Genomic DNA, 26493 nt, shown 5'->3' with positions numbered 1-26493 from the left:
GTTCCCGTCTGGCCTTGGTATCGCTGGTTAGCCCTTTAAGCGGAACAGAGCCCGGTATGACGACCCCTTCATCTTCCTTGTCTAACTCCCTGCGTTCCGGACCGGATGAGCGCGGCCGGTTTGGCGTCTTCGGTGGACGCTTTGTTGCGGAAACGCTGATGCCTCTGGTTCTTGAACTGGAGGAGGCGTATCGCGCGACGCAGGCTGACCCAGCGTTTCGTGAGGAGCTGGATTACTATTATCGGGACTATGTTGGCCGTCCGAGCCCGTTGTGGTTTGCGAAGCGCCTGACGGAAGAGTTGGGTGGTGCGAAGGTTTATCTCAAGCGTGAGGAGCTGAACCACACAGGTTCGCACAAGCTCAACAACGTCATGGGGCAGATCCTTCTGGCCCGGCGGATGGGCAAGACGCGGATTGTGGCTGAGACCGGCGCTGGTCAGCATGGTGTGGCGACGGCAACGGTTTGTGCGCTCTTTGGGTTGAAATGCGTCATTTACATGGGCGCAACGGATGTTGAGCGCCAGAAGCCTAACGTCTTCCGCATGCATCTGCTTGGGGCTGAGGTAAAGCCGGTAACGGCTGGGGCCGGGACTCTCAAGGATGCCATGAATGAAGCCATGCGCGACTGGGTTGCGAATGTGGCGGATACATATTTTCTGGTGGGCACGGTTGCTGGACCGCATCCGTATCCTGAGATGGTTCGTGATTTTCAGTCCATTATTGGTACGGAAGTGAAGGAGCAGATTGTCCGGGCTGAGGGGCGTCTGCCAGATGTGATTGTTGCCGCCATTGGTGGCGGTTCAAACGCAATGGGGATTTTCCATCCGTTCCTTGATGATGCGGATGTGCGTCTGATTGGTGTGGAGGCTGCTGGGCTTGGACTGGATTCTGGCAAGACGGCGGCATCTATTTCCCGTGGGCGTTCGGGTGTGCTTCATGGCAACCGGACGTATCTGCTCCAAGACAAGCATGGTCAGATCGAAGAGGCGCATTCGATCAGTGCGGGGCTGGATTACCCAGGGATTGGGCCGGAGCATTCCTGGCTGAATGATATTGGGCGTGCCGAGTATGTTGGTGTGACGGATCAGGAGGCTCTGGAGGCGTTCCAGCTTCTGACGCGGACGGAAGGCATTATTCCGGCTCTCGAATGCGCCCATGGACTGGCGCATGTCATAAAGATTGCGCCGGAGATGCCGAAGGACAAGATCATCGTGCTGAACGTCTCTGGCCGTGGAGACAAGGATATCTTCACTGTGGCGAGCCATCTGGGAGTGAACCTGTGAGCCGTATCAAAGCCCGTTTTGAAGCCCTCAAGACGGAGGGACGGGGTGCACTGATTCCGTATCTTCAGGCGTTTGATCCGGATTATGAGACCTCGCTGGAGCTGCTTAAGGCGATGCCAGCTGCGGGGGCGGATCTGATCGAGATTGGCGTGCCGTTCTCCGATCCTTCAGCGGACGGTCCGACGATTCAGGCTGCGGCGCTGCGAGGGCTGAAGGCTGGCGCGACGTTGGGTGGCGTTCTGGAGATGGTTCGGTTTTTCCGGGAGACCGATTCCGAGACGCCGATTATTCTGATGGGATATCTGAACCCGATTGATAGCTACGGGCCAGCGGAATTCTGCTTTGATGCAGTTCAGGCGGGTGTGGATGGTATTATTGTCGTGGATATGCCCACGGAAGAGGCGGATCTTCTGGATGCTCATGCACGGGCCGCTGGGCTGGATATCATCTCCCTTGTAGCCCCGACGACATCCCGGACGCGTTTGTTCCATGTTCTGAAAGATGCCTCAGGCTTTGTCTATTATGTGAGCATCACGGGGATCACGGGGACGGGCAGTGCCAGCCAGGCTCAGCTTGAGGAAGCTCTTCCGAAAATTCGGGAAGCAACGGATCTGCCGGTTGCGATCGGGTTTGGGATTTCGACGCCTGAACAGGCGCGGACGGCATCCAGGATTGGGGATGCGGCTGTTGTGGCGTCTGCTTTGATCAAGACGATGGAGGGAACGTTGTCTGAGGGGGAGGCGACCGAAAAAACGGTTCCATCCATATTGAAGCAGCTTATTGAGTTGTCTGCGGCCGTTCGGGGTTGAAACCTGTTTCGGGTGGTGAATTTGGAGCGCATCAAGGGTTTCTCTGATGCGCTCTTTTTATTTGCAGTCTGATCACGTGCGATTGCGCAGTGACATGCCAAAAAGAATGGCAGATGCTCCAGCCATCAGAAGCTCGATGGCAATCAGGGTTCCGATTAGCCACAGGCCTGACCACGGCAGTGTCATGTAGAGAAGGATGCCGATCAGGAGCGTGAAGACGCCACTGACGGCGAGGAGGCCCCAGCCACCTGTTGTGCGGTGCCCGGCGGCCCAGAAGGCACGGCTAAGGCCTGCGAAGATCAGGCAGCCTGCAAGGATAGCCGTAATGAAGACCGATCCGGTTGCGGGTTCTTCGATGAGGAGAAGGCCGCCAAGAATGTAAAGTCCGCCGATCAGGCCCGAAAGCCACTGGTTGGGCAGGGGGAGCCCGCGATGCGCGAAGCTCTGCATGATTTGGGCGATTCCACCGATGATGAGCAGAACGCCCAGCAGCACCATACTGGCAAGCGTTGTGGCGATAGCATCAAAGGCTGCCAGAAGCCCCAGGACGACCAGGAAGGCTCCCACGCCGATGAACCATCCGGGCTTCAGGCCTGACTGAGGGGAGAACTGCACGGTATTGAAACTGTCGGACATTGGGGTTTCTCCGGACGGGAACAATGGCCCGTCTGTTCACTGATTTTGCCTGATTAAACCGCGAGGACGCTCAGTGGTTGCAGGTGATCGCGGTGCGTGTTCCTTAAGGGAGATGGTGCCATATTTTTGCGAGGCTGGGCACAGTTCTGTATGGCAAGGCTGGCATAAATGTGCTGGCAACGCTAAAACGCGGCGATTATGAATGGCCTGTACAAGAGCCTTTTCCCATTCTGGCCTTCGTCCCGAAGGCAGGCAGAAAGTAACGAGACGACATGAGCTGGCTGACCGATTACGTCCGACCCAAGCTGCGTGGCCTGCTTCAGCGGGACGTGCCGGATAATCTTTGGACAAACTGCGATTCCTGCGGGCAGATGATGCTCGTCAAGGAAATGGAGCGTTCCCAGAAGGTGTGCCCGCATTGTGGGCATCATATGCGTGCGACGGCAAAGGAGCGTCTGGCCTGGACGTTCGATGGTGGCGAATATACGACCATCGAGCTGCCGAAGATGCCGGTGGATCCGTTGGGGTTCAAGGATTCCAAACGTTACACCGATCGTCTGAAGGACGCGCGGAACAAGTCTCATCTTGATGAGGGGCTTGTGGTCGCTCATGGCCGAATTCAGGGGCAGAAGGCTGTGGTGGCCGTCATGGCGCCTGAGTTCCTCTTGGGAACGATGGGAGCAGGTCTGGGTGAGGCTTTTGTGGCGGCCTGTCGTTTGGCTGTTCTTCAGAAGGCCCCGCTGGTGATTTACACGGCTTCCGGCGGTGCGCGTATGCAGGAAGGCGCTGTCAGCCTCATGCAGATGCCGCGTACGACGATTGGCGTGCAGATGCTTCAGGAAGCTGGTCTGCCCTATATCGTGGTCTTTACGAACCCGACGACCGGGGGCGTGTCAGCGTCTTTCGCCATGCTGGGTGATATTCACATTGCTGAGCCGAATGCGCTGATTGCTTTTGCTGGTCCTCGTGTGATTCAGGACACCGTGCGCGAGAAACTGCCGGAAGGTTTTCAGAGGTCCGAGTACCTGCGTGAGCACGGGATGGTTGATATTGTTGCAAAGCGCTCCGAGCTACCTGAGCTTCTGGGTCGTGTTCTTGGTATGCTGACTCGCCAAAAGGCGGCTCCGGACGTCGCTGCCTGATGGGGGCCCAGAAGGGGGAGCCGGTCCGTCTGGCTGGTGAATATCAGGGACGGCCGGGCGAGGTTCTTGCCCGGTTGCACCAGTTATATCCCAAGCTGATTGATCTTTCTCTTGGGCGGCTGGAAGTTCTTCTGGCTAAGCTGGGTCATCCCGAACTGCACTTGCCGCCAGTCATTCATGTTGCTGGTACGAACGGCAAGGGGAGCACATGCGCCAATCTGCGGGCCATTGCCGAGGCAGCAGGTCTCCGTGTGCATGTGATGACCAGCCCGCATCTTGTGAGCATTACTGAGCGGTTTCGTCTGGCAGGGAAGCTAGTTGACGAAGATACACTGGTGGGTGCTTTTGAAGAGGTTGAGCGCGTTAATGCAGGTGCGCCCATTACCGTCTTCGAGGTTTTGACGGCCGCAGGTTTTCTTCTTTTCTCTCGCATCCCTGCTGACCTTGTCATTCTTGAAGTAGGTCTCGGTGGACGGCTGGATGCCACAAATGTGGTTCCCAAGCCTGCTGCGTGTGCCATCACGACGATTAGTCTGGATCATCAGGCCTTTCTGGGAGAAACGCTGGAGGCCATTGCTGGTGAAAAAGCTGGGATTATCAAGCCTGGTGTGCCTGTCGTTGTCTCTCCCCAGGCTCCAGAAGCGTTAAATGCCATTCGGTCGCGTGCTGAGGCATTGAAGGCGCCTCTGTGGTGCTTGGGACAGAATGTGCATGTTCGGGGGGATGGTCTGAAACTGCATTATTCTGACCCGCAAGGTAGCCTTGAATTGCCCTTGCCGGGTTTGAAGGGGCCGCATCAGGCAACAAATGCAGCTCTTGCGATTGCGGCTTTGCGGGTGTCTGGGTTGAATATCCCGTTGAGTGCGTATGAGGGTATTGCCAGAACTGACTGGCCTGCCCGGTTACAGCGATTGCACGGAACGCTTGCTGCTATGCTGCCAGATGGGTGGGAGCTTTATCTGGACGGTGGCCATAACCCTGGTGCAGGTGAGGTGCTGGGGGAAGTGCTTGATGGTTGGAAGGATCGACCTGTTCACATCATTGCCGGGGTCAAGCAGAGCAAGGACGTGAGTGGATTTCTCAAGCCCCTCTTGGCGCGTGCAGCCAGTGTTCAGGCGGTTGCGGAAGTTGACCAGCATCTTGCCACGCCTGTGGAGGAGCTTGTTGCTGCGTCCGGGGGAATCGCAATCGCTGGGCCGACGATTGTCAAAGCTTTGGAGCGTTTGGCCGAAAGTGGGCAAGAGCCCGCACGCGTGCTGATTTGCGGTAGTCTTTATCTTGCGGGCGTTGCTCTTGCTCAGGATGGCTGGGTTTCCGTCTGAGCGAAATTTTGTCGGACCAGGTCATCCCATTCCTGCATAATGGTTTGGTCCGGCATCCTCGCATCCGCTCTGGAATACCAGTAGCGGGCGTTGGCCAGATCTCCTTCCTGTCGGTGAAGAAGGGCGTGAATACGGTCGTTTGGTCGTATGCCTTCGGCTGATTGCACCAGTTCGTGTGCTTTGGCCCAATCCTGCTTTCCAATCCACCAAAGTGCTGTTTGAGGAAGAGACAGGCCGGTCGGCGGACTGGTGTTCTTGAGGCTTTCATAGAACTGCTCTTTTGAGATCATGTCCTGCGTCCTGATGTAGCGATTGAGAGGCTGACAGGACTGAAAACGTTTTGTCTCGGCAGGAGATGCACATTGAGGCGCTGCTTCTGGAGGATGCTGATGGTAAAAGACTGTCGTGACTATGATCGAATCCTTTCCCTCTCCAGCTGCGTCTGACGCGTCCTCTGATGATGGGGGGCTAGGCGCGCTCCTGCGTCGTTCTCCGCCAGCGAATATCGCGGCAGAGCAGGCGCTTCTCGGAGCTATCCTGACCAATAACAAGGCCTATGAGCGGGTCTCGGATTTTCTGGAGCCCGAGCATTTTGCCGACTCGGTGAATGGTCGGATTTATGAGGCTGTGGCCCGTCGCATTGAGCGTGGCCAGCTCGCTGACCCCGTTACGATGAAGGCCGAATTCGAGCACACGGGTGTGCTGGATGCTGCGGGCGGCCCTGCGTATCTGGCCAAACTTCTGACCGCCATGGTGGGGATCGTAAATGCCGGGGATTATGGTCGTGTTGTTCACGATGCATGGGTTCGCCGTCAGCTCATCGATATCGGAGAGACAGTTGTAAACAATGCTTTTGGTGCGCGGCCTGATCTGGATGGTAGTGATCAGATTGCGGCTTCTGAAGAGGCGTTGTTCAAACTGGCGACTGAACGTGGTCAGGAAGGCGGGTTTGTCTCGTTTGGCAAAGCCCTTACGGGAGCTATTGATGTTGCTGAAAAAGCATTTCTACGGACGGGCGATGTTGTTGGCCTGACGTCCGGACTGCGAGATCTGGATAAAAGAACGGGTGGGTTGCATCCGTCTGACCTTTTGATTCTCGCTGGGCGTCCGGCCATGGGAAAGACAGCGCTGGCGACAAAAATTGCGTTCTCGGCTGCGCGTTCGATCATGAGAGACGCTGAAGAGCGCGGAGAAAAGCCTCACGGTTCGGTCGCTATCTTCTCTCTCGAAATGTCATCTGAACAGTTGGCGACGCGTATTCTGTCTGGTGAGGCAGAAGTATCGGGTGAAAAAATTCGTCGTGGTGACATCGGACAGAAAGAGTTTGATCGGTTTGTCCGGGTGTCTCGTGAATTGCAGAAGCTGCCACTTTACATTGACGATACGCCGGCTATTTCGCTTTCCGCGATGAGAACGCGATGCCGGAGGTTGGCGCGAACGCAGGGGTTAAGCTTGGTAGTTGTGGATTATCTGCAATTGATGCGTCCTGCGATTGGGACCAAGCCCGATAGCCGTGTGTTGGAAATTTCGATGATTACACAGGGCCTGAAAGCAATTGCGAAAGAGCTGTCAGTGCCGGTTATCGCATTGTCTCAGCTATCTCGTCAGGTTGAGTCCCGCGAAGACAAGCGACCGATGCTGTCGGATCTTCGTGAGTCTGGCTCTATTGAGCAGGACGCGGATGCTGTGATGTTTGTGTATCGTGATGAGTATTATCTGCAGCAGCGGATGCCCAAAGATAGTGCATACGATAGCAACGAGAAGTTTCAGGCAGCGACTGAAGAGTGGCAACGGAAAATGGCCCTTGTGCATAACAAGGCTGAGTTGATTCTTGAGAAGCAGCGACATGGTCCGACTGGAATGGTCCAGTTGTACTTTGAAGGAGAATATACCCGGTTCGGAGATTTGGATACGATCCACGAATAAGAATTGGAAAGCGGTCTTCGGACCGCTTTTTTTATGTCCGAATATCACCCGAGATCGAATCTCGAAACGGGAATTAACATCCAAGAAATGTCTGCTTTTCAGATTCACGGAAGGCATCAAAGGTTGGCAACACTTTGTTGCATTCTAATTTTTGGTACAAAAGCGAGTTAAGAAAAAATCGGTTCCGCAATGTGATGCAAGTTACGGAAACCAACAGTTTTCATCATGTCAGAGTGCTGTGAGAGGGAGTTGGTTAGAGCCCACGTTTCCCAAGCGGGGAGTACACGCAAGTCCCGCAATGGCAATGAGCCATATTTGCTTCTTGACCTAGTGGCATATTGCCATTAATTTATCGTTAATCGGCGGTTGTCGTGGGGATGGCTGCTGAGGAAGGAAGGGGGCCGGTTGATGCGTTGTGTTTCGCTGATAGCTGGAAACGTTTCTGATTTGTTCATTCCATCGCCGAGGCAGGTTTGCTGCACTACGACGAATGGGGGAGCGTTCGAATGCGCATTGAAGTCAGCGAAGACACTATCAGTGCAGATCCTCGTCTGGTCTCGTGGGCTGATCAGGTATGTCAGAAGTCGTGCTTTTGTCCCTGTCGGGAGCCATGTCTTGCCGCTGGAGCACCAACTCTGGGTGCAGGGCAGCCAGCCGCAGGGCCAGTTCTTCGTCGGTACGACCGTTCAGGACGCCTTTCAGAAGAAAATCTGTCGAGACGCGGAGGCGGTTCGAGAGAGCGGCGATGAGGAAGACGCTGGGCGCGCGATCGCCACGCTCAATCTTGTTGAGGGTGGAGGCATCTACTCCCAGGAGTCTGGCACATTCGCTCTGGTTGGGAATAACGAGTTCCCTGGCCCAGGCGATACGTGTTCCGATAGCTCGCTGGAGGATAGTCAGGGAGTCCGAGCGCTTGTGTTTGGCCATGTGGCCTTTTTAGCAATGGCTTTATGCCAAATCCAGAAGAAGTTTTTTTTCTTATTACCTATGGCATTTTGCCAAAAATCAAATTTGCAGCATGAAGGAAGTTAGAATGAGGCAGATGAGTGAAAGCCAGACTCCTCGTCGGGTATCTGCCAGCGCCATTGCAGCCATGTTGGCGGCTGACAGTTGGAAGCCTCTCCATAAAGAGGCGCGTACTCGTTCGATGCGCAAGGCTAAAAAGATTGCAAAGGTATCGGGCGGTACTCCGAAAAGACTGGTCGTTGATCGTGAAAGCGCTGAGGCTCTGCCGCCAGGACATCCTGTGAGCTGGAACGCTTTGTGGGGCGCTGATCGTGTTCCGCAGTTTCCTGTTTTGGCTCCGATGGGGGCTTCTGCGATTTGGGAAAGTATCCACTGATGCAAACGTTAATTCGGGAAATCCCGCCAGTGACCATTGCCGGGCATATGAAGCCCACTCCAGAACGTTTTCAGCATCATGAAATCGTAGAGCGAAATGGGGTCCATCGTGTCGTTAACACAGTGAATTCGATGTATGAGGCGGGCGACATTGGAGACGACGAGGTTTCTGCTGCAGATCGGTGGTACCGGGAGTATCTCTTTGCAACGATTGGTATTGTGGAAGAAAAACCGTCAGATGGTCGTTTTCGTGAAAAGGGCGATGTGCACACGTGGATGATTGGGCGTGGCAAGTGCTCTGTTCGGATTTCGGAAATTCGTGAGAGGTTGGGATTGTGTGGGCACGTGCGTCTTGAAATGATGCTGGCACGAGAAATGTCTTTTTCTGCGATGGCACGTCATCTTTATCCCGGCATTTCTGAAGGACGGGCGCGGATGAAAGTTTCGGCACAATGTGCGCTGCTACTCGAGCAGCTCTCGTATGCGTACGAAAATATGAAGAATAAAATTTAAATCTTTCAGAAAAATATTGAATTTCGAACGCGATTATTGCATAAGAAGAGTACATTGAAGATATCTTATTTCAAAAGGCCAGCTCAAATTTGGGTTTGGCCTTTTTTATTTGGAAGAGCTTCTAGTGTTGGAACGATTTCACATTTCTTCCGGATCAGTTGTCCTTTCTGGTCATCAAGTTATGGTTGTTATTCTTGCAGACGGTTTAGATGTTGTCGCGTGCCCTTTGGTGAATGCTGAAGAAGCGATTCATCGGGCAGATTGTTCTCTTGAATGGCATGAATTGGTGGACGCAGGGCTCACGCGGCTTGATGTGCGTTGTCGAGCTATTCCCTGTCGGCGAAAAGCTCTTTCGCTAAAGGCCCTTGGATGCGTAAGCGAGGCGACCAGAAGTCGTTTGGAAGTTATGGCGCAGCGGGAGCAGAGATTACGATTACAGGAAGTTCCCAGAACAGATTTTCCAAGGGAAAAGCCCATACATGTTGGGCAAAAACACGAGGCTTGGCTGGATGGATGGTCAATGAAAAGCCGACGTGAAGCAGAGCTGCGGATTGATTGACGCTCAGAGTCGGGAAGGGAATGGACAAATGAGCGAGACACAACGGATACGCCATGGGCGATCTCGCCAGCGCAAGGAACAGTTTCTGAAGCATCTTGCTGCCAATGGAAATATCTCTGCAGCTGGCCGTTTTGCAGATGTTCAGAGAAGCACACTGTATCATTGGAAAGAGACGGACCCGCAATTTGCATTTCTTTGGGATGATGCTTTGGAGGAAGCGGCAGATGCCCTGGAAGCTGAGGCCCGGCGTCGCGCTGTCGAAGGGTATGACGAGCCAATTACCTATGGTGGAAAAATTATTTGCAACCCGGAGACGGGAAGCCCGCTCGTCAGGAAAAAATATAGTGATGGTCTGATGGCGTTCCTTTTAAAGGCACATCGCCCCTCTCGCTTTAAAGCCGGACATACCGAAGACCAGACAGGTTCCATTTCCATCTGCATCAGCCATGATGACAGCGCCCTTTAGACTGAATGATGCACAAAGCGAGGCTGTTCGTTTGTTGGGAGGGCCTGCCCGTCATATTTTACTACGGGGTGGGTCACGCTCAGGCAAAACGTTTGTGTTGATCCGAGCCGTTGTTATTCGAGCGTTGAAGGTTCCAGACAGTCGTCACGGTATTTTTCGTCACAGATTAACGGCTCTTAAGGCATCTGTTTTGCGGGATACGTTCCCGAAGGTCATGCAGTTCTGTTTCCCGCAGGTTCGGTGGAAGCTGGATCGGCAGGACTGTGTCGTGACGTTCTCCAATGGCTCTACCATTCTGTTCGGTGGTTTGGATGATGAGCAGCGTACCGAGAAAATTCTGGGTCTTGAATTTGCGACGGTTTATCTGAATGAGGCGAGCCAGATCAGTTATGGCGCGCGGAACATGTTGCTGACGCGCCTAGCGCAGAAATGTGACTTGGTGAACCGTGAATATATTGATGCCAATCCGCCGAGTGTTGGTCATTGGCTGTATGCGCTTTTCGAGTTGGGAATAGAGCCGAAATCGGGGCAACCCATTTCGGATCGTTCTTTATATGGCACGATGATTCTTAATCCGCATTCTAACAGGGATAATCTGGGAGACGATTATCTTGCAGCGCTGGAAGCGTTGCCGGAACGGGAGCGGCGAAGGTTTCTTCATGGCGAATACCAGGTTGCTGTTGAAGGGGCGCTCTGGCGGATTGAATCGTTCAGACGCGAAGCTGCTGTTGCGGCTCAGACGCGGATGGATATTGCTTCACGCATGAGGCGTATTCTGGTGTCGGTTGATCCTTCGGGAGCATCTGGTCCGGAAGATTATCGATCTGATGAAATCGGAATTGTTGTCTGCGGCGTGGATGCTGCTGGTGTCGGACATGTTCTGGAAGATCTTTCTGCCAGAGACAGCCCGGCAGGATGGGCGGCACGGGCATTGCATGCTCTGGATGACTGGCGGGCGGAGCGGATTGTTGCCGAACGAAATTTCGGCGGTGCTCTGGTAGAGAATACCATTCGGAGTGTGCGAGCGACTGCGCCGGTTCGGCTGGTCACAGCAGCGAGAGGCAAGGCTGCGCGGGCAGAGCCTGTGGCGGCGCTCTATGAGATTGGCAAGGTGGTTCATCACGGGCGCTTTGAAGCGCTTGAGGATCAGCTGTGTCATTTTTCAGTTAGTGGATATCGAGGGCCCCGGTCTCCGGATCGGGCGGATGCGATGGTCTGGGGACTGAGTGAACTGATGCTGTCTGGCAGCAGCAGCAGTATGGCGGGCTGGAGCCCGTCAGCATTTTCGTTGGCGCGCTGACTGGCTTCTCGGCTGCAGGCGGGCTTTAGCATTGGAGAATTCATGGACTGGTTGTCCCTGCAACGGCGGTATGCCGTGCCGGCGGGTGCGTCTGCGCGCACAGCACGTCTGCTGGCGTTAAGGCGCGTTCTGGACGGTACGCAATATGATGCCTTGCCTCATCCGTTCTCGCTGGAACGATCAGGGGCGGGGGAATACATTCCGCTTTCGAATAGACGCCCATCTGTCCGGAGCAATTTATGCCGAACGGTTGTCGATGAATCCGTCTCGTTACTTTTTGGCGATACGCACTGGCCCAGTCTGATTACGGATGATGTGCGGGTTGCGGAAGCCATGAGTGTTTTCGCCGCACAGACGCGTTTAGCATCACTGATGATGGAGGCCGCAACGTGTGGTTCCATTGGCTCTGTGGTGGTTCTTTTTGAGGTGTCGGCCGGCGTGCCGAAGCTTTCGGTTCTCGATACGGCTTATCTGACGCCTGTCTGGGATGATGCCAGTGGCGAGCTTTTGCGTGTTGAGGAGCGGTTTCTTGTTCGAGGCCGGGATCTTGCTGCGCAGGGTTATCCAATTGGTGAAGATCTATTGGGTGCGCAATTCTGGTGGCAGCGGATTTGGACACCAATGGATTGCGCAGTTTCCGTACCCTGGCTTGTCGGTATGGACGGTGGGATTCGGGATGAAAGCCGGTCCGTACGCCATGGGCTGGGTTTTGTACCGATTATCTGGATCCGCAATCTGGGTGGTGTACATGGGCGTGACCCGGAAGGGGAGTGCACTTTTGAACGGGCGATCGATACGGTTATTGAGGCGGATTACCTTCTGTCTCAGGCTGGGCGAGGTCTGAAATATGGCTCTGATCCGACGCTGGTTTTGAAAACTGGAGGTTTTTCGGATGGTGTGGCTCACCAAGGCGGAGCGTCGTCGGCTCTGACGTTGCCTCCTGAAGGGGATGCCAAGCTTCTGGAAATTAACGGCAATGCCGCAGGGGCCGTGCTCGAGCACTATCGGGAACTGCGGCAAATTGCGTTGGAGCAACTGCACGGCAACCGAGCGCATGGCGATCGGATTTCAGGCGTGCAGTCTGGCAAGGCCATGGAAATGATGTGCCAGCCTCTGATCTGGCTGGTGGATCGGCTGCGGCATTCTTATGGCGAGAATGGACTTTTGGCTGTTTACCGAATGGCCTGCCGTTTTTCCTGTGTACTGGAAAACGGTCTGCGGTTGGGTGGGGCTTTGGTGAAAGACCTCCCTTATTGTCGCATGGCATTGAGGTGGCCCGCTTGGTTTCCTGCAACGGATCCGGAGCTTCTGTCTCTGTCGCAGGGGCTGGTGACAGCTGTTTCCAACGGGATTCTAAGCCGAGAGACGGCTGTCAGAATGTATGCGACGGCATCTGGAAATTCTGACCCCGGGGCAGAATGGCGTGTGCTTGAACAGTGGGTTGCGCCGGATGAGGCGTGACGTTGAACGGAGGGAAAATATCCGTGTCTGAAGAAACTATTGAGGGTGTGGAGGCTCTGCGTCAGGCGCTTGCTCAAGCGCAGGATGAGGTCAAATCCGTTCGTCGGGAAATGGCGGATGCTGTTGCCCGGCAGGAAGATCTGCAGCGATCGCATGAGGAAATTGTGTCTCGTGTGAAGCAGGAAAGTGACCGTGAAATCATGGTTGCAGCCCTGCGGTCAGAGGCTGTTCGTTTGGGCGCGTATAATCCTGAAGATGTTGTTCGTCTGATTGATATGGGCGGTGTTACCCGCACTGAGGATGGCGCGGTTGTGGGAGTGATTGAGGCTTTGGAACAGGCGCGGCAGGAGCGTGCATATCTGTTCGGAGAAATTGTGCGGCCCGGATATTCGAGTGGCACAACAGTTGGGTACCCGGCACCGAAGCCTGGCGGCATCGAACCTTTTGATGCGCGCGCAGCTACTGAAGCTGATTACGAAGCGCGCAAGTGGCAGTTTCTGGCCCGGGCCTGATAGCGCGACAGTGAATTAAATATTTGACCGGCCAAATATGCCGGAATTTTTCATAAATATTTACGGAATGACATTCATGAGCATCGAAAATTTTCCAGTTCAGCTTCAGGCCGCTATTCAGCAGGGTTTTCTGGCACGGGAGTTTGAAAACGGCCTCAAATCTCGACTGGGATTTCGACAGGTTGCTGATCGCGAGATTTTTCCCAACGCTATTGGTGAGACTCTTACCAAGACGCGTAAGAGTCTGAAGGCTCCTGTTACGACACCGCTGAATCCAACGGGTAATACCAATTTTGATAATGGAATGAGTCCTGCTGGCTGGTCTGTTGAGCAATACACTCTTTCGATCAATCAGTATGGCGACACGATTGATCTGAATATGGTGACGAGTGGTGTGGGGATTGCATCGCAGTTTCTTGCAAATGCCAACACGAATGGTGTGCAGGCCATGCAGTCTCTGGACCGGCTTGCACGCAATACGCTGTTTGGTGGAGCTCAGAATGGAGTAGGTGGTTATCTGGGGGGCAATACGCGCGTTAGTGTTGCGCTCGATGCTGAAGGCGACACCATTCAGGTTGATGACATTCGGGGATTTCAGTCCGTCATTGTTAATGGTCAGGTTACGCTGATTGGATCCAGCAATGGCATGACTGTGACTGTTGGTTCGGATATATACACGCTTGTGCGCGTGGTAGCGGATGCGAACAATGTTTCTACGGCGCCGGGTGGAGTCTCTGGGCAGATGACGTTCTCCAGTAGCGTATCTGTTGCAGATGGTGGTGTTGGGCAGCCAGTGGTTGCGGCAACGGCACCGAAGGTGATCCGTCCTAATGGCCGTCTGACGACGGCAGCTCTACAGACGGCAAGTGCAAACGGTCTCGCAGATACGCTGGGTATTCAGCAGGTTCTGGCTGGTGTTGCGACGCTTCGCCGTAACAACGTTCCTATGATCAATGGGGCATATCATTGTTATCTGGATGATATTCAGCTTCTGTCGCTGTTCCGTGACGATGATTTCAAGCATCTTTATCGGGGGGAATACGGTTCGGAAGAGTATCGTTCCGGACAAGTTATTGAGCTTCTGGGTGTTCGGTTTATTCCGACGACAGAGGCCCCTCAGCAGCTTTCTCTTGGTGCTGGTCCTATTCATCGTGCTCTGCTGTTGGGCCAGGGAGCTCTGATCGAGGGTGACTGTGCGCTGACTGGCCATTCGGACATCCCAGACGCTGATCGCGCACTGATTGAGATGGTGGATGGGGTTGCAATGGTGACGCGTGAGCCACTGGATCGACTGCGTCAGATTATCGCTCAGTCCTGGTACTGGATTGGGGGTTTTGCGCTGCCGACGGATGTGACGGCAGATACAAACGTTATTCCCACGGCGACGAACAGCTATCTCAAGCGTGGCGTTATAATTGAGAGCCTGGGCACGGATGCACTTGGCATGACCTTCTAAGCTGATTTCGAACCCCCATGATTCCATGGGGGTTCTTCTGGTGGAGGAGGATTATATGTCTGGGACCGCAAGCCTTTCCTCGGGCCCATTGACGGACGGGGAAAAGGTCGATGTTCGGCGATTCTGCGGGTATCCGGCAATCGGATCGCGGGAGACAGGGCAGGAATCCTGGCGCTTCTTTCAGGTTGAGGGAGCGTTGGAGTGGCGGATTAACAGCTTGTCTGGCGCAGAACTGCAGCAGGTGCGTTTGTACCTTTCACAGCTTTACCCGTTGGAAGCTGCTCTTTTGGGGGCGTCTGAAAATCTGGACACGGCACAGGCTGCGAGTTGGTACCACAACGGTCATGAAGTGCGTGATCGCGTGATGCTTCTGACGTTATGGCGTCGGCGTTTATGCGCGTTTCTTGGGGTGACAGGCGGTTTGGAATTGCAGGATGGCCGATTGGTCGTCATCTGAAGGGGGCATGATGCGGGCGGAACAGATCGCGTCCAGACTTTGTCGAGGGTATGCAAAAGCGGCAGGGATTTTAGGTCACTCCGGAGAGCAATACCGGCCGGATAATCCGTTGTCTCCCATGCAAAATATTTATGCACATCCGATGCTCGCTTTTGATTCGAGTGCTGACTTTACATTCTCCCGATCCCCCAATTGGGGTGGGGTTATGGAATATGTGCTTACGGATTGCCGTGAAGACACTGTGGTCGGAGATATTCTGACTTGCGGGGGAAATACGTTTTTTGTTGCGGCCGTGGATGACCTTCGGCCTCCGCTATGTGTGGCATGTAATCGAATTGTGGAGATCAGTGGCGTTTCTGGGACGCAAGGGAACATCGTTGAGGAATGTCCTGCTGCGATTGTTTTGCGGTCTAAAGGAGAGGGGCCTGGGAGTGGCATTCCGGGTTCAGCCAAGCCTGGGCAGTTTGTCATGTATTTACCGCGGCTGCCGGGCATTGTGTTGCAACCCTATATGACAGTCACGACGGATCTGGATACGACGTACACAATTAACGCTGCCGAGATGTCGGACTGGGGTTTGCGTTGCACCATGTCTCTGCAACAGGTCTGAGGAGAGAAAAATGGCGGATGCTTCTCAGGTCGGATTGGCTCTGGCTTATGTGTGTGCGGGAATTTTATATCCAGAAGGCCTCGAAAGGCCGTCTGTAACGGGACGGCAGACGATCGTTCGTCGCGGGTGGCTTTTACCGAGTGATATATTTGCAGCTCAAAATATTCGGAATAATACGGATTTCCTGACGGTCACACTGGCACCTCAGAAAGGTATTGTTGTGCCAGAGCCTTTGGGGCGCCCCTGGCAGGTTCAGGCGCGTGTTCTGCCCACGGTGTCGGTGAAGCAGAGCGCGCAAGCTGTTTGCATTGCTTTTCCGTCTGAGGGCGCGCCTTCAGGGGTTGTCGGTGTCTGGTACGAGGCGGGAAAAACTCAGATTTCTGCCGCCTATGCCGTGACTGAGCAGGACACTCCTGAAACTGTGGCTTTGGCCTTGGCCGGGCAACTCCCAGAGGGTCTTGCAGACGGAAATTCTGTTCAGGTTCCGAGGTATAACTTGGCCGGAAACGTTGTTGGTTATGGCCAGTCCGTAAGGGTGAACCGCCGACAGAATCAGCGATATAGGGTTTCGCTCTGGACGGCTGATTCTGGTGTTCGGGATACGCTTGGACAGTTTCTGGATACGGAGCTGGCTGAGAAGAGCTGGATTTCCACGCTGGATGGTCGGCGGGCACAGCTTAGATTCGTAAGTGTTGAGGATGTCGATACGATGCAAAATCAGGCATTGTATCGACGGGATTATTTGTACGATCTGGTTTTTGACACCCTTCAGGTTCAGTGGTCGTCTGACATGATGTTTGGGGCCGGGGCTGTTTCTGCTGGTGATCAGGTTAGCAGTTTCGGCGCAATCGGGCCTGCTTTTGATAATGGTGTGGTTCTGCATGCTCTTGAAGCAATGCAGGCTGCACAAACTTCTCAGACAGCTCAGAATTCATATCCGGGAATGATGGTCAATCAGTTTGGGACTGTCGTCTGTCAAAGCCATTAAAAACAAACTCAATGTAATAGAGAAAAATTAATTGTTCGTTTATCGGAACAATATACTGTATTTTTTGGAGGAAATATCGGGGGATGTCTCTGGTTTATCAGGCGGGTACGCTAAATACGACTGCGCTTACGGTTCCTAACCTTTATGTACAGATTGCGCAGCCACAGCCGCTGGGACTGACGGGTGCCTCTTCATCGAAGCTGGGTATCGTTGGAACGGCGGGATGGGGCCCGGTAGGGCTTCCGGTGCCCGTGGGTGGCATGAGTGATTATCTCTCTGCGTTTGGAAGTAAGCAGAACAAAACGACTGATGCAGGGCTGGCTGTAAATATTGCGGCTCTGCAAGGGGCGTCATCGTTTGTTGTCGTGCGTGTAACAGATGGAACGGATGTAAACGCAACGGCCTCTTTGGGAGGCGTTACACTCAGTGCTGTTCATACCGGCGCTTCTGGTAATTCTATCGTTGTGACCCTGACCGCAACGGGGGCGGGTTATGGGCTGGCAGTTTCGCATCCGGTTCTTGGAGCGGCAAATTATTCAGGTGCGACCTGGAATATCCTGGAAGCCGCTGTTGCGCAGGATCTGTCAGCTCTGGTGACGGTCCATTTGCCGGATGCAGTTCCTGATCCTGTTCCTGGAAGCGTGACGCTGTCTGGAGGACTAGATGGTGGGGCGCCTGATACGTCAGCTTTTCTAGGAAAGGACGATATCATTCGGACGGGAATGTATGCTCTGAGGGGCCAGGGATGTGCCGTTGCCACCCTTCATGGCGTGACAGATAGCGCGTCCTACTCGTCGCAGGCGGCATTTGGCCTCGGTGAAGGGGTTTATATGGTGGCGGCAAGCCCCGCATATGACAGTGTAAGCAATGCAGTGTCCGCCAAAGTCGCCAGCGGTCTGGACTCTTCAGCCGTAAAGTTGATGTTTGGTGACTGGATCTGGTGGAACGATGACGTCAATGGCATGATGCTTGTCAGCCCTCAGGCATTTGCTGCAGGCATTCTTTCCGCACTTTCACCTGAACAGTCGAGCCTGAACAAAGCACTTGCGGGTATTGTTGGCAGCCAAAAGGCAGGGTTAGGGGGAAGTAGCGCAACCTATTCCACAGCCGAACTGTCTACACTGTTTACGGCTGGGATCGATGTTATCTGCAATCCAGCGCCGGGCGGGACTTACTGGGCAGTACGGTGTGGGCACAATACGTCAAGCAAATCGACGGTAAATGGAGACAATTATACCCGTCTGACCAATTATATTGCGTCATCCCTTGCCGGTGGCATGGGAGCATATGTCGGACAGGTCGTGAATGATACGCTCTTTTCCGACATTCGCTCGACCTTGCTGGGTTTCCTGTCGTCCTTGTTGTCTCAAGGTATTTTAGGTGTTCAGAATTCTGAACTGCCTTACCGCGTTGTTTGCGATAGTTCGAATAATCCTCAGTCGCGGACTGCGTTGGGATATGTGCAGGCTGACGTGGCTGTGCGGTACCAGGGCATCAATGAAAAATTTGTGGTGAATTTGCAGGGCGGCACCTCCGTGACGGTGACGACTGCGGGCGGGAGCGTCTGAGCATGGCAAATCCTTACAGTATTGGTCGTGACTGCCGGATTACAGTTCTCTGGAACGGCCAGCGGGTTGATCTGCGTGATGTCACGTCTTTCGGGGCATCACAGGAGACGCATGCTCTGCGAGCGAGTCCGCTTAATGGCATGCCGGTCGAGTTCAATGTTCCGAATGGCTGGCGTGGTTCGTTTCAGATCGCACGTGCGAGTGCGGCGCTGGATAATCTGGTTGCCGCTATTGAAGCTGCTTACTGGAATGCTGGAACGGTTGGTAGCGGTACAATTTACCAGTACGTGACAGAGCCTGATGGCACGACAAGTACGTGGGAATACACGAACGTGTCCATCAAGTTGAAAAATGATGCCTGGCAGTCGGATCAGATGGTTCATCAGACGGTACAGTTCTTTGCGTCGACGAGGGCAAAGATTTCATGAACACGCTCCCAAAAGAAGTCCATCTTGCTGATGGACGGTGTCTTTCTCTGAGAGAGATTGATCCTGCGGATATGCTGGATCTGATTGAGGCGGCAGGCTCTGCTGTGACTGGTGCTTCGGCTGCTGCATGGTTGGGCTATGCGGAAATGATCTGTTCAGTTACGGCTATCGACGGTGTGCCAGTGCAGATGCCGGGTACGAAAGAAGAAATTCGTGATCTGGCGCGCCGTATCGGTAAAGGTGGAATTGCAGTGCTTTATCCATGTTTTCATCAGGATACTGATGAAGAGATGGTGGTCGCTACAGCAAAAAACTGAGTAGGCACTCTGCGTTTCAGGAGATGCTTTACCTTCTGGATCATGGGGTGCCATGGAATTTGTTGAAGTCGTGGTCTCGCGCAAGGCGGATGGCTGCGTGTGTTGTGACGGCAGAGCGTGCAGGTCATGTCTTTGACTGGGACCAAAGACAGTACCGAGAATAGGCATGCATACGGATAAATTGTGGAAAGGCGTTCTTTCGTCAGGAAAGTTGTTTTCCCGGAATGTGTTGCGACGATCTTTGCTAGAGGGGAGGACGGCTGTCATTCCCCCAGTGAGTTTTGTTAAGAGCCGCGAAAAAGGAAATTTGGATTTCCCGAAATTATCGATGGTTTCTTTAATACCCCGCGTGACGTCAGCCAAGAGCTCTTTCTTCTCGGAAGTTGGCCCTGAGACACATGTCGAAGGCATATTAGAAAACGCTCCAAAACTTGTAAGAAATAAAAGCAGCATTTTTAAAATGGGGCCTAAGCAAAGAAGTCTCGTGCATATTGTGCAGGCTAAATTGGAGAAGTCTGGCCATGCTGTATCGCAAAAAATTCGTGATGATATGCTGTTGGGCGTCCCGAAGAATTTTTTTATCAAGCCGGGAAGATTAAGCGCGGCCTCAACGAGAAAGCCTTTTTTTTCTGCAAAAAGCCGGGAGCAACACTGCCGCGTGGCACCTCATGTTTTTTCCCGCAATACGCCAGATTTAGGTGGTTCTCGCCCTGAAATTCTGAAGTCAGCAATCAATACCAAGTCTGTCCCTGTTCTAAAGTCTGGTGTGCGAGACTTGGAAGGTTGTTCAGCAGTTTCATCACAGTTCCTTCCAACATCGTTGGGAAAATTGGGGCGGATACGGCATCCTGAATTTGAAGAAAATACCTTATCCCCCATATCTCACGCCTTCCGGCCAGGAATGCCCACTTTGGGTGAAGAGCAGCGAAAAGACATCAGCGATTTTGGAAAAATGAGCCGTCTTGCTGCGCGACGTGCAACGGGTGGCGTCGATGAAATTCAATTTCCCCAATATCCAGGTTGTAGCATTGGAGTTGGATGAGATCAGAGGAGAGCCGCAATGAGTGTAACGCTCTCTGCTATTGAAAACGTTATCGGTTCCATCGGTCGTTTGGGGGCGTCTGCTCCGGTTACGCTCGGTTCACTTGTACTGAGCGGTATTGAAGTTCCTGACCGACTTGAGGTTGGTGGCCATCAAATGATGGTCGTGCATAGGCTTCCCGGAGGCGAGCGTGTTGTTGATACGCTTGGAAACGATCCTGGCCGACTGGAATTGCGAGGGCGTTTTTTAGGGCCGAACGCACAGGCTCGGGCACAAGCCGTGGAGCGGATGCGCATTTCGGGGCAGCCTGTCGCGTTTTCTGCGGCAGGTATGGCAAGTGATGTTTGGATTGCTCGCTTTGTTTATTCATATGAAGCGAAGGGGGCTGTCTGCTCCTATGAACTGACGTTGGAACGGCCAGCGGAAGCTACTGATTTTGGGACAGACCAAAGTTCACTCACAGGCATTCTAGGAAATGATACTGAGAGTGGCCTCAAGACTGTTTCAGATATGGTTGCGCGTATTTCGGAAAGCGTTTTTACAGGCACTGGGCAAGTTAATTCCATCGTAGGCCAGCTTATGCCATTGGCTACTTTAGTAGGGGCGGGGGGAGCTGCGGCCAGGGTTGTTGATGCTCTGGGTATGGCAAATACCTTGAGTCAGAGTGGTTCTAATCTTGCGGCTACTCCGTCTAGCATGACCGCTATATCTCGTCAGCTTACGACCGCGGGAAATGAGTTGATGTCCATCATGGAGAGCACGGGAAGCAATCTGGAAAGTGTTGTGATTGCGGATACATCGTCTCTGGGTGCGGTTGCCGGGAGTGCCGGTTTGCTTAGTGCAGCATCAGATACGGGTGGTCTGGTTAATCATTCTCTGGCGTATGTCAGTGGTTCTCAAGGTGCTTCCGGGCAATTGCCGGTAGTGCACGCGTGAGGAATTATGAAAAATATTGTTGTAACGGCAGCTGATATTTCGCTCTTTCATGTTGCGGCGCGTGAACTGGGAGATGCTTGCCAGTGGTGGAGAATTGCTCAGACCAATGGGATATCAGATCCAGATTTAAGCAAAGTTGAAACAGTCCAACCTCTGAAAATTCCGATGAAAGACCTTATGTTCTCATCAGGGCTTCCCAATGAGGAGGGAGGATGACCACACGCCAGATCGAAGTTCGAATTTTATGGGATGGAATAGAAAATCCGGATCTTGCGCTTAAAAAATTCGAACTGGATTCTAATAGATATGAGTCTTGTGATACGGCAGTTTTAACGTTCGCAATAAAGAGGCCGAGGGTCAGAAAGGCATCGTTCTGGTTTGAACAGGGTACACCTTTAAGCCCGTGGATTTCTGTTGAAATTAGAGACACTAAAATTTCTTCAGGATGGACGGTTCTATTTCAAGGGCGTGCAGATCATGTCCGGAACGTTGACGAGCATTCTCTTATTGAAATGGAGTGTCGGGACGCTCTCGCGGCACTTATAGACCTTCGCGTCCAAGATTCCTGGCTTAACCATACGGGGTCTGATCTGCTGCAGGATATTGCCAGAAGCGCTGCACTTGCGACCCGGATTTCTCTTCCCAACGATGGCTCTGACCATATGATGGGTCAGTTTTGGCAAGTAGAGCATAAGAGGGGCGCCCTCCTGTCGCAGCATCGCTTTCAGACGGCGGCAGATCTGGCTTTTGCTGTTGCGAGGGACGCATTGTGTGACCTTTATGTAGATGGAAAAACGCTTGTCTGTCAGCCGTCTTACGTAGACGAAGACACCGCTGAAATTATTGATGTTCGAAATGCCGTATTCGAGACAGATGTTTCTCGAGATCTCCAATTGCTCTCAGGTATTGTAGTGCACATGGCATCTTGGGATTCTCGACAGAGAAGCAGTACGCATGTTTATTATGATGGAAAAACATTTTCCCAGAATGCACCGTCAGGTTTGACTGTACTCCATAGCTTTCGTGTGCCGGGCCGTCGTTTGGAAGATTTGCGCCGACTGGCTCGTGGTAAGTATGAGCGTATTTCTGCACATGCAATGTCAGTCCGTATTTCAATGCCCGGTATAATAAGGCTGCGCCCACGGCAATTTATAAAAATTTCACTGGGGACAACGGAGCAGACGCTGGGTGTGGATCAGGTTGTTTCCCGTTTTTCTGTGAATGATGGATTTATTCAGCATGTGGTTTTGCGTAGCCGAAGAAACGGGTCATGAGTGATACAAGAATGCTAGCTGCTGCCCTGGCGAACCGAAGCGCGCACGCTGTCCTTGGAATTGTGTCCGCAGTTGATCCTTCGAACCATACCATCAAGGTTCGTATCCAGCCCGACAATGTGGAAACCGGTTGGATACCTGATGTGGGGGGCGTACAGGCCGGAAATCTGCGTATTTCTTGTCCATCTGAACCAGGGACCCACGTTGCCTTGTTACCCCTTGAAGGTGATGGTGAGCATCTGATTGCTATCGGGGCTGTTTTTGACACAGTTGTGACTGCGCCCGTCTCTCCCTCTGATGGGCAGGCTATTCAGCCAGGGACCATGCTGATCAGGGCAGGATGCGGTGCCCCTCCGACAGAAATGAACGGCAAGGCTGGTGATGTAAGTCCTCAGGCTGGTTGGTGTCAGATTGGCTCTGACGGGGTTATCCTAGGGGCAGGCAATGCGCGCCTACATATCGCAGAGAGTGGTATTTCACTGACGATAGGCGACGTAACGGCTGTGTTTTCTGCAAATGGTCTGAAGGTTTCTGGTGGCGATATTCAAACAGATCAGCACTCGTTGACGCAACACGTACATCTGATGGGTAGCCAGACGACAGGGGGACCTGTTGGATGAGTGCCATCAGTCATTTGTGTGGCGGTGATCTGCTGCTGGAGAACGGTGGCTTACAGGTTATTTCCGGGGCTGACGAAACACGCCAGAGGCTTTTAAGGCGCTTGTTAACCAATCCTGGTGATTACATCTGGCAGCCGGAATACGGGGTGGGTCTGCAAAGCATGGTTGGGGAAGTCGTTGTTCCAGCCGTCATGCAAGCTGGTATTCGGGGGCAGGTTCTCAAGGACCCTGGCGTTGATTCCGGTCATTCTGTTGATGTGACTGTGAGTGCTGCCGATAACGGGCTTTGCCTTTGCCATATCTCCTATGTCGATGCTGACACGGGGCAGCAGCAAACACTGGATTTTTCCGCCTAAACAAGAAGCGCAGAGCTATGTTCTGCGCTTCCGGAGGACGTAATGTCTCTTTCTCTTCGCTCGTTTGCTACGACGGTTTCCACCGCCGTGGCGACGGCGCAGTCTTCCTGTGCGCAGCTTTTGGATGGCTCTGTTGGATCGCCCGTGCGGGCACTGATGGAAGGTGTCGGTGGCATAGGACTATGGCTGCAATATCTTGTTTTACAAACCTTGCTCCGCACACGTCTGGCAACATCCTCTGCTGAGGATTGCGACAGTTTTGTCGAAGATTTTGGGATGATGCGTTTACTTGGAACGGCATCGACCGGGATGGTGACGATGATGTCATTTTCGCCGTCCCAGCAATCGGCAGTGATTGTGCCAGGAGCCATTGTCCGTACTGTTTCCGGCCTGTCATTCGCAGTGATCAAAGACAGCAAGCTGCCTGTCTGGTCCGACGTGGCAGGCGGGTATGTTCGGCAGACGGACATGCAGAGCATATCGGTTCCAGTTCAATGTCAGGTTGCGGGATCAAACGGTAACGTATCTGTTGGTGCGCTCTGTCTGATGGGCACAGCTATTTCCGGCATTGATACTGTTACAAATCCAGCGGCTTTTCTTAACGGTGCAGATCAGGAAACGGATGCGCAGCTGCGTGCGCGTTTTCCTCTGTGGCTTGCTGCAAAAGCATCTGGGTGCAGAGCAGCCGTTGGGAATGCTGTTGCGGGTGTTCAGACAGGATTATCGAGTTCGCTTCGAGATGGTGTTGCTGCTGATGGAACTGCGCAGACCGGGTATTTTACGGTCGTCGTGAATGACGGAAGTGGCTCGCCCTCGGACGCGCTCCTGACACAAGTTTATGAGGCTGTTGACGCTGTTCGGGCCTTGGGAGTCGGCTTTGCCGTCAGACCTCCCCAGACGCTTGCGGTGAATGTGTCCATGACAGTCGTCGTGCCAATGTCGGTTGTGGTTCAGCAGGCGGCAACAGCGATTGAGAATGCCCTTAGCTTGGACATTGCAGGCGCAGTGGTTGGTGCAGGTTATGCCTATAGCCGCCTATCATATCTAGCGTATGTCGGGGCCGGCGTGACGGTTACCTCCGTTCTGGATGTCCGCCTGAATGGTGGGCAAGCCGATATTGCTGCGAATGGCGAGCAGGCACTGACAGTCGGCACAATTCAGATCAACGTTCTTCAGAACTGACCAAACAGGCCCCCTGCTAACTGTATCGGGGCAGAAGGAAGGCTATGCCTGTTTTCAATACATACCCGCGGCTTGATACGTTGACGGGCGATGAAGTTCTGGTGCTGGCAGATTCCAGCGGCCATCAAACTGTTACTGCAACGGCTTCCCAGATTGCAGGTACTCCAGCAGTTTCCAAGCCGAGTGGGGCATTCTATCAGGATAAAGGAGCAAAGATCAGTCGTTTCGCTGATCGTGTTCTGATCGGGGATGCTGCGGCTAATCCAGGACTGAGCGATCGGGATGCAGCGTCTAAAAATGAGTGGCTATCCCAGACAATGGGAGCCACCTCGATTGGGCCCTGGGCATTGCAGGACGCGCAATGCGCTTCGGTAGCCCAGTTTGGAAATAGTGCTTTTGTGGCAGCGTCCCGGACATCTGATGCAAAAACGGCACCAGATATTTTAGGGTTTCAGCCAAGTACGATCGGCATTGCGTCATGGGGTGTCGCTGATGACACTTCTGCACCTACGACCACGACAGCCTACGCTTATTATGGAGAAGCGTGGCGCCTGGCTGGTGTGAATTATCAACCGACTTTCGTCATGGAACTTGAAGCGGTCAATTTTGGTGGCTTGGCGATTGGTCAGTCTACGCCGTATGCCCCCAATGTCGGCGGTGGTGTTTATGGCATTCAGCTCGGTGCGGGTGGTGGTCAGACTTCGGGTACTTCCGATGCTGCTGCGGGGGTCGTTTTTGTTTCAAACCCTGACGCCTGGCAGGTCGGTATTGTTTTCGGCGCGACGGCTTTAAGCGGCACAAACGGGACAGATAATGGATATGCCTCCGCCCTGTCTCTTGCGCGTAATCATGCTCTGGAGTGGCATACGCCGGAAGTTGTTAGTGGGGTCGCGGGCGGTAATGTTGGAGCATTTGTCCGCTCTACCGTAACAGAGCGTTCGAAAGGCGTACGACAGGATTTTGTCGATAATGGAATTCTGTTCAGCAATATTGAAGGACAGACACTCTTTTCCGTCGCAAGTGCTGTGGCACCCAACAACACTTTGCAGGTCCAACCTGGGGCAGGCACTCAGGCGGCTGGTCTGTATGTGCAGAGTGGCGAAAACGGATCGTCAAACCTTGGTTTGTTTCCGGAAGAGGGAGGGCAGTTGCAAATCTCTTCTCCGGTAACGAATGCGGCAGGCACGCTTCCCGCCACAGTGGGGGGCGGCTTTTTGCATATCAGCGTCAATGGAACGGATTATCGTATCCCGCTGATGACTCCAGAGCAGGCTGGAGGTTGAAGCATGGCCAGATTGTACGACCGCCAGAAAGTGGTCCTTCAGGCGACTGATGGGAAAATTCTTTTGGATACGGGGGTGGTTCCCGGATCAGTCGATGATTTTGCGTCGAGGTTGAGAAGCTTTCTGCCTGTCGGCTGGTTCCCAGCAGCGCCTCAGGATCTGGAGGAGGAAACTGCACCAGTTCTTGTCGCTGTTCTGAGGGGATTTTCAGCCGTTCTGGCTGGAATATGGACATTACTTGATGAATGTCAGCAGCAGACACGCCTCATAACGATGAGTGGCCCATTTCTGGATATGCTGGCGGCTGATTATTTTGGACCGGCTGGTTTGACGCGTCGCACTTCGGAGCTGGACAGGGACTATCGCACCCGCATCGTGTCCTCTTTGGTGGCGCAAAAGAATACGCGTGAATCTGTTTTCAACGCGCTGCTGTCAATCACAGGTGTCGCGCCCACTATTCTCGAACCTCTGAATGCAGCGGATTGCCATGCATTGGCATCACTCGCCGCTCCTGCCGGTGGTGGAGGTTATGGATATGGGAGCGCAGGGTTGCGATACGGCAGCCGGCACGGTGGCCAGTTCTTCGTGGAGACAGCGCTGGGGCACGCAGCTGATGCCCACGTAATTTACCAAACAATTGAAAAAACGGCAGCCAGCGGCATAACCGGCTGGGTCAAGGTGAGCAAATAATGGATCGGGCAATTGT

The 26493-nt window shown here is 53.5% G+C and carries 30 protein-coding genes; 27 read left to right on the top strand and 3 right to left on the bottom strand.

What is annotated here, in order from left to right; translation table 11 throughout:
• Window positions 1–56 precede the first annotated feature (56 nt).
• Window positions 57–1283, top strand: coding sequence for a tryptophan synthase subunit beta (gene trpB / locus KP705_RS11540; RefSeq protein ID WP_046900307.1), 1227 nt, complete (start codon window positions 57–59; stop codon window positions 1281–1283).
• Window positions 1280–2092, top strand: a complete 813-nt coding sequence (trpA, locus tag KP705_RS11535; protein ID WP_215764474.1) for a tryptophan synthase subunit alpha — start codon at window positions 1280–1282, stop codon at window positions 2090–2092. The genes trpB and trpA overlap by 4 nt, the downstream gene beginning before the upstream one ends.
• Before the next feature lie 72 nt (window positions 2093–2164).
• Here the strand turns inward: trpA and KP705_RS11530 are convergent, their stop codons facing one another.
• Window positions 2165–2728, bottom strand: coding sequence for an HdeD family acid-resistance protein (locus KP705_RS11530; RefSeq protein WP_086633070.1), 564 nt, complete (start codon window positions 2726–2728; stop codon window positions 2165–2167).
• 272 nt (window positions 2729–3000) lie between these two features.
• Between KP705_RS11530 and accD the strand changes: the two genes are divergently transcribed.
• Together accD and KP705_RS11520 are read left to right on the top strand one after the other, a co-directional pair.
• Window positions 3001–3870, top strand: a complete 870-nt coding sequence (gene accD, locus KP705_RS11525) for an acetyl-CoA carboxylase, carboxyltransferase subunit beta (RefSeq protein ID WP_086633071.1) — start codon at window positions 3001–3003, stop codon at window positions 3868–3870.
• Entirely contained in the window at window positions 3870–5192 is a 1323-nt protein-coding gene (locus tag KP705_RS11520) for a folylpolyglutamate synthase/dihydrofolate synthase family protein (RefSeq protein ID WP_211514661.1), read from the top strand. The genes accD and KP705_RS11520 overlap by 1 nt, the downstream gene beginning before the upstream one ends.
• Here the strand turns inward: KP705_RS11520 and KP705_RS11515 are convergent.
• Window positions 5168–5482 carry a hypothetical protein gene (locus KP705_RS11515; protein ID WP_046900302.1) on the bottom strand — a complete coding sequence of 105 codons (315 nt, stop codon included), beginning with the start codon at window positions 5480–5482 and terminating at the stop codon, window positions 5168–5170. The two genes, KP705_RS11520 and KP705_RS11515, sit on opposite strands and share 25 nt — an antisense overlap.
• 121 nt (window positions 5483–5603) lie before the next feature.
• Here KP705_RS11515 and KP705_RS11510 point away from each other — a divergent pair, with 121 nt between their 5' ends.
• Window positions 5604–7118, top strand: coding sequence for a replicative DNA helicase (locus KP705_RS11510; protein WP_046900301.1), 1515 nt, complete (start codon window positions 5604–5606; stop codon window positions 7116–7118).
• A gap of 534 nt (window positions 7119–7652) precedes the next feature.
• Here the strand turns inward: KP705_RS11510 and KP705_RS11505 are convergent.
• Window positions 7653–8045, bottom strand: coding sequence for a helix-turn-helix domain-containing protein (locus KP705_RS11505; RefSeq protein ID WP_046900300.1), 393 nt, complete (start codon window positions 8043–8045; stop codon window positions 7653–7655).
• A 115-nt stretch (window positions 8046–8160) separates the two neighbouring features.
• Between KP705_RS11505 and KP705_RS11500 the strand changes: the two genes are divergently transcribed.
• The 22 genes from KP705_RS11500 (at window position 8161) to KP705_RS11395 (ending at window position 26477) form a co-directional block, all read left to right on the top strand.
• Window positions 8161–8460: a transcriptional regulator gene (locus tag KP705_RS11500; RefSeq protein ID WP_252348345.1), complete on the top strand. Its 300-nt coding sequence runs from the start codon at window positions 8161–8163 to the stop codon at window positions 8458–8460.
• Window positions 8460–8972 carry a hypothetical protein gene (locus tag KP705_RS11495; RefSeq protein ID WP_046900298.1) on the top strand — a complete coding sequence of 171 codons (513 nt, stop codon included), beginning with the start codon at window positions 8460–8462 and terminating at the stop codon, window positions 8970–8972. The genes KP705_RS11500 and KP705_RS11495 overlap by 1 nt, the downstream gene beginning before the upstream one ends.
• 587 nt (window positions 8973–9559) lie before the next feature.
• Window positions 9560–9997: a hypothetical protein gene (locus KP705_RS11490; protein WP_046900296.1), complete on the top strand. Its 438-nt coding sequence runs from the start codon at window positions 9560–9562 to the stop codon at window positions 9995–9997.
• Window positions 9978–11297 carry a phage terminase large subunit gene (locus KP705_RS11485; RefSeq protein ID WP_200898323.1) on the top strand — a complete coding sequence of 440 codons (1320 nt, stop codon included), beginning with the start codon at window positions 9978–9980 and terminating at the stop codon, window positions 11295–11297. Before KP705_RS11490 ends, KP705_RS11485 begins: the two co-directional genes overlap by 20 nt.
• 42 nt (window positions 11298–11339) lie before the next feature.
• Window positions 11340–12758: a phage portal protein gene (locus KP705_RS11480; RefSeq protein WP_046900295.1), complete on the top strand. Its 1419-nt coding sequence runs from the start codon at window positions 11340–11342 to the stop codon at window positions 12756–12758.
• A gap of 23 nt (window positions 12759–12781) precedes the next feature.
• A complete protein-coding gene (locus tag KP705_RS11475) occupies window positions 12782–13270 on the top strand; it encodes a phage scaffolding protein (RefSeq protein ID WP_233125942.1) in 489 nt (162 codons plus the stop codon).
• 76 nt (window positions 13271–13346) lie between these two features.
• A complete protein-coding gene (locus KP705_RS11470; RefSeq protein WP_215764473.1) occupies window positions 13347–14726 on the top strand; it encodes a DUF4043 domain-containing protein in 1380 nt (459 codons plus the stop codon).
• A 55-nt stretch (window positions 14727–14781) separates the two neighbouring features.
• The gene (locus tag KP705_RS11465; protein ID WP_046900935.1) at window positions 14782–15183 is read left to right on the top strand and encodes a hypothetical protein; all 402 of its coding nucleotides are present in this window, start codon (window positions 14782–14784) and stop codon (window positions 15181–15183) included.
• Between the two features lie 118 nt (window positions 15184–15301).
• Entirely contained in the window at window positions 15302–15793 is a 492-nt protein-coding gene (locus KP705_RS11460; protein WP_252348344.1) for a hypothetical protein, read from the top strand.
• Window positions 15794–15803: 10 nt separating this feature from the next.
• Entirely contained in the window at window positions 15804–16781 is a 978-nt protein-coding gene (locus KP705_RS11455) for a hypothetical protein (RefSeq protein WP_046900293.1), read from the top strand.
• Between the two features lie 83 nt (window positions 16782–16864).
• On the top strand, window positions 16865–18349 hold the full coding sequence (locus KP705_RS11450) for a phage tail protein (RefSeq protein ID WP_215764472.1): 1485 nt from the start codon (window positions 16865–16867) through the stop codon (window positions 18347–18349).
• Between the two features lie 2 nt (window positions 18350–18351).
• Window positions 18352–18777, top strand: coding sequence for a hypothetical protein (locus KP705_RS11445; protein ID WP_046900291.1), 426 nt, complete (start codon window positions 18352–18354; stop codon window positions 18775–18777).
• Window positions 18774–19094 carry a hypothetical protein gene (locus KP705_RS11440; protein ID WP_046900290.1) on the top strand — a complete coding sequence of 107 codons (321 nt, stop codon included), beginning with the start codon at window positions 18774–18776 and terminating at the stop codon, window positions 19092–19094. Before KP705_RS11445 ends, KP705_RS11440 begins: the two co-directional genes overlap by 4 nt.
• 274 nt (window positions 19095–19368) lie before the next feature.
• A complete protein-coding gene (locus KP705_RS11435) occupies window positions 19369–20136 on the top strand; it encodes a hypothetical protein (RefSeq protein ID WP_215764471.1) in 768 nt (255 codons plus the stop codon).
• A gap of 18 nt (window positions 20137–20154) precedes the next feature.
• Complete coding sequence (locus tag KP705_RS11430; protein WP_215764470.1) at window positions 20155–21072, top strand: hypothetical protein; 918 nt, start codon at window positions 20155–20157, stop codon at window positions 21070–21072.
• 6 nt (window positions 21073–21078) lie between these two features.
• A complete protein-coding gene (locus KP705_RS11425; protein WP_215764469.1) occupies window positions 21079–21288 on the top strand; it encodes a hypothetical protein in 210 nt (69 codons plus the stop codon).
• Window positions 21285–22346: a hypothetical protein gene (locus KP705_RS11420; protein ID WP_203548163.1), complete on the top strand. Its 1062-nt coding sequence runs from the start codon at window positions 21285–21287 to the stop codon at window positions 22344–22346. Before KP705_RS11425 ends, KP705_RS11420 begins: the two co-directional genes overlap by 4 nt.
• Complete coding sequence (locus KP705_RS11415; RefSeq protein ID WP_252348343.1) at window positions 22343–22966, top strand: baseplate assembly protein; 624 nt, start codon at window positions 22343–22345, stop codon at window positions 22964–22966. The genes KP705_RS11420 and KP705_RS11415 overlap by 4 nt, the downstream gene beginning before the upstream one ends.
• Window positions 22963–23322, top strand: a complete 360-nt coding sequence (locus KP705_RS11410; RefSeq protein WP_064274262.1) for a hypothetical protein — start codon at window positions 22963–22965, stop codon at window positions 23320–23322. The genes KP705_RS11415 and KP705_RS11410 overlap by 4 nt, the downstream gene beginning before the upstream one ends.
• A gap of 42 nt (window positions 23323–23364) precedes the next feature.
• Window positions 23365–24504: a baseplate J/gp47 family protein gene (locus KP705_RS11405; protein WP_215764468.1), complete on the top strand. Its 1140-nt coding sequence runs from the start codon at window positions 23365–23367 to the stop codon at window positions 24502–24504.
• 44 nt (window positions 24505–24548) lie between these two features.
• Window positions 24549–25787, top strand: coding sequence for a hypothetical protein (locus KP705_RS11400; RefSeq protein ID WP_215764467.1), 1239 nt, complete (start codon window positions 24549–24551; stop codon window positions 25785–25787).
• A 3-nt stretch (window positions 25788–25790) separates the two neighbouring features.
• Window positions 25791–26477 (top strand): hypothetical protein, encoded by a 687-nt coding sequence (locus KP705_RS11395; protein ID WP_064274259.1) that lies wholly within the window; start codon window positions 25791–25793, stop codon window positions 26475–26477.
• Window positions 26478–26493 lie beyond the last annotated feature (16 nt).

Origin of the sequence: Gluconobacter sp. P1D12_c (assembly GCF_018812105.1) — a bacterium.
Taxonomy (GTDB): domain Bacteria; phylum Pseudomonadota; class Alphaproteobacteria; order Acetobacterales; family Acetobacteraceae; genus Gluconobacter; species Gluconobacter oxydans_A.
This window is presented reverse-complemented; position numbering and strand designations above follow the sequence as displayed.